Origin of the sequence: Syntrophomonas sp. UBA1041, assembly GCF_002316705.1 — a bacterium.
In the GTDB taxonomy this organism is placed as follows: domain Bacteria; phylum Bacillota; class Syntrophomonadia; order Syntrophomonadales; family Syntrophomonadaceae; genus DTU019.
Genome location: NZ_DCEA01000034.1, coordinates 1 through 2,896, shown reverse-complemented (window position 1 = coordinate 2,896; position 2,896 = coordinate 1). Strand labels below are relative to the sequence as shown.

The window sequence follows — 2,896 nt, the reverse complement described above, 5'->3', positions numbered from 1 at the left end:
CAGATCATATTGCAGCATCATGAAAAAATGAATGGTTCCGGCTATCCTTACGGCCTGCTGGGGCCGGATATTTTGCTGGAATCACGGATTATTACCGTGGCTGACGTAGTTGAAGCCATTTCCTCACATAGACCCTACCGTCCCGCTCTGGGTATTCAATATGCCCTGGAGGAGATTACGCAGAACGCTGGAAAATTATACGACCGCGAGGTGGTGGAAGCTTGCCTGACCCTCTTTCGGGAAAAAGGATTTTCACTGGATGATTCTGTTCGTGACTAAATGATGGTGAGGTGACTGGGAGGTGATACCGGGTACAGGACTTTAGTTTTCAGTTGATTCTTACAGTATAAGGGGGTTAAACAATGAATTACGATTACCAGACCATTAAAACAGAGAAAATGGAAAAAGGAATATTGCTAGTGTCGCTTAACCGGCCGGAAAAGTATAATGCCATGAATATGCTTATGTTGAACGAATTAAACGACCTGTGGCTCAAGCTGAAAAGGGATCTTGAGACCCGGGTCGTTATTTTGAAAGGTGAAGGCGAAAAGGGCTTTTGTGCCGGTATGGAAGTGGCGGATATTATTAAGCCCCAGGTAATGGCTGATATTCCAGCTATGTATGACCTGCAGATGCCTATTGGCGAGCTGCAGATAAATATGAGGAATTGTCCCCAGCCCATTATTTGTGCGGTACACGGGGCTGCTGCCGGGGCTGGTTTCAGCTTTGCCATAGCTTCTGACATACGGGTGATCTCTCCTGATGCCCGCTTTTCCGCTGCCTATGTCAATGTTGGATTGGCTGGAGCCGATATGGGCAGCAGCTATTTCCTGCCCCGCATCATCGGTAGTGGACGGGCCTATGAATTCCTATACACCGGGGCTTGGATGAATGCTGAGGAAGCCATGCAGCTTGGCTTTGCCTCTCGTTGTGTGGAAAAAGAAAAATTATTTGACACGGCCCTGGAAATCGCCCAGGCCATAGCTAAGAAGGATCCATTAGCGATGAAGCTTACCAAGGAAGCGGTTAACCTGAACATTGATATTGGCAGCTTGGAAGCTGCTATAGTAATGGAAAACAGGAATCAGAACATGATGATCAGCCTCCTGGCCAACCGGATGAAGAAATAATAAGGGCATAATTTGGCCGGTACCCTGTCCATTGGGAAAGTGGATGGGGTACCGGCCTTTTTGGAGTTTTTAGTGAAACGGATAACGACCGCAGCTCTAGTTTTCCCTCTTTCCTACATCCTGGTCGTTATCCTGGTTTGGCTAAAAATTGGGATTGAGCGGCATCATAAGGGAGAAAAGCACCTTGACAGCAGGTAGATAAATAAAGTTTAATAATATAGACACTATTCCCATAATAATTATTAAGGAATTAATATTAACAGAATCCGTATTTCCTCAATATATATGTTCCCGGATCTGCCAAATATAATGAATAAGGAGTTTCGCATGTTAGACTTTACTACTTTTTGGTGTTTTCGCCTGAATGCCCTGTCACGCAAAATAAGCCGCATGTACAACAACCGCTGTCTTGAACACGGGGTCACCGCCGCCCAGAGCTTTGTGATATTTGATGTCATGGATCATCCGGGTACCAGTGTGAAAGACATAGCCACCCGTATCCAATTGGATAGCCCTGCAATTACCGGGTTAATTGATCGTTTGGTCAGAGAAGACCTGGTGGAGAGAAAGGAAGATCCGGAAGACCGCCGCAGTCTTAAAATTTATCTTACCGAAAAAGGTCAGGAACTGGCGGAAAAGAACCTGGTTCCAATGGCCCATGAATTTAATAAATATATAAGGCAGCTGGTTGAACCGCAGGTTTCCCAAATATTCCAACATTCTCTGGATCTTATAGACAAACAACTGAACAAGAACAGCAACTAGGAGGAACCGTTGTTTTACTCTGCAGACAAAAAGCCCAGGAAAAGGAATTATTATCCCGGGCATTTGCTGTCCGGGTTTTGTATTCAAATAGCTGGAATCTTCTTCTTGTTGTCTTTTTCAGATATGATATTATTTATTTATAACGAGGTGAAAATGTTTCCCGCTTCTTTAAGTGGCTGGTTTCCATTAACAAAGCAGTCGGCGATTAATAATCTCCCGCCTCGTTGCAGTGGTGTGTTGAAACTGCTTCGTAGTTTCTTCCGATACTTAAAAGCAATGACTAATATCTAAACTAAATCAGCAACAAAAGCAAATGGCAGGATATTAAAAAGGCTATAAGGGGGTTGTATATTGTGGATTTTAATCTAAGCAAGGAGCAGTCGTTAATTCAACAGATGGCCCGGGAGTTTGCGGAGAAAAGCATAGCTCCCGCAGCCAAACAGATTGACGAGGAGAGCAAGATTCCCGAGGAGATTTTAGCCGGAATGGCGGAGCTGGACCTTTTTGGCATTCCCTTCCCGGAAGAGTACGGCGGAGCCGATGGGGGTTATGATGGCTATGTCCTGGCTATGGAGCAGATTGCCAAGGTTTCCGGCGGTGTAGCTATGACCATGGCTGCTCATACCCTGGGTTTGGGGGCCATATCCGCCTTTGGAACCGAAGAACAGAAGAAAAAGTACATGATTCCAGGCTGCAAGGCCAAGCACATCGTATCATTCGCTTTTACCGAACCGGGAACCGGTTCTGACCCCAAACAGATTACCACTACCGCCGTAAAACAGGGTGATTTCTATATACTTAACGGAACCAAGCGTTTTATTTCCAATGCCAATTATCCTGGAGCCATGGTGGTTTTTGCCCGCGAGACGGAAAGCGGGGAAGTGACTGCCTTCATTCTCGACAAGTGGGCCGAAGGCTACTCCATATCGGAGCCCTGGGAAAAAATAGGCATGCATGGGGGACAATTACTCGATGTATATATGAAAGATGTAAAAGTACCG

Annotated in this window: 4 protein-coding genes; all 4 read left to right on the top strand. The window is 45.6% G+C overall.

What is annotated here, in order from left to right; genetic code table 11:
- Window positions 1–279 (top strand): HD-GYP domain-containing protein (locus B2633_RS05800; protein WP_483169717.1); only part of this gene is annotated, 279 nt, incomplete at its 5' end.
- Between the two features lie 83 nt (window positions 280–362).
- Window positions 363–1,130 (top strand): enoyl-CoA hydratase/isomerase family protein, encoded by a 768-nt coding sequence (locus B2633_RS05795; protein ID WP_061213543.1) that lies wholly within the window; start codon window positions 363–365, stop codon window positions 1,128–1,130.
- Between the two features lie 309 nt (window positions 1,131–1,439).
- A complete protein-coding gene (locus B2633_RS05790) occupies window positions 1,440–1,895 on the top strand; it encodes a MarR family winged helix-turn-helix transcriptional regulator (RefSeq protein ID WP_483169716.1) in 456 nt (151 codons plus the stop codon).
- Window positions 1,896–2,248: 353 nt separating this feature from the next.
- A partial coding sequence (locus B2633_RS05785) for an acyl-CoA dehydrogenase family protein (RefSeq protein ID WP_483169715.1) occupies window positions 2,249–2,896 on the top strand: 648 nt, incomplete at its 3' end.

Excerpts from the sequence above, each read along its gene's own strand:
- B2633_RS05790 (WP_483169716.1), top strand. The coding sequence starts at position 1,440 with ATGAATAAGGAGTTTCGCATGTTAGACTTTACTACTTTTTGGTGTTTT.
- B2633_RS05795 (WP_061213543.1), top strand. The coding sequence starts at position 363 with ATGAATTACGATTACCAGACCATTAAAACAGAGAAAATGGAAAAAGGA.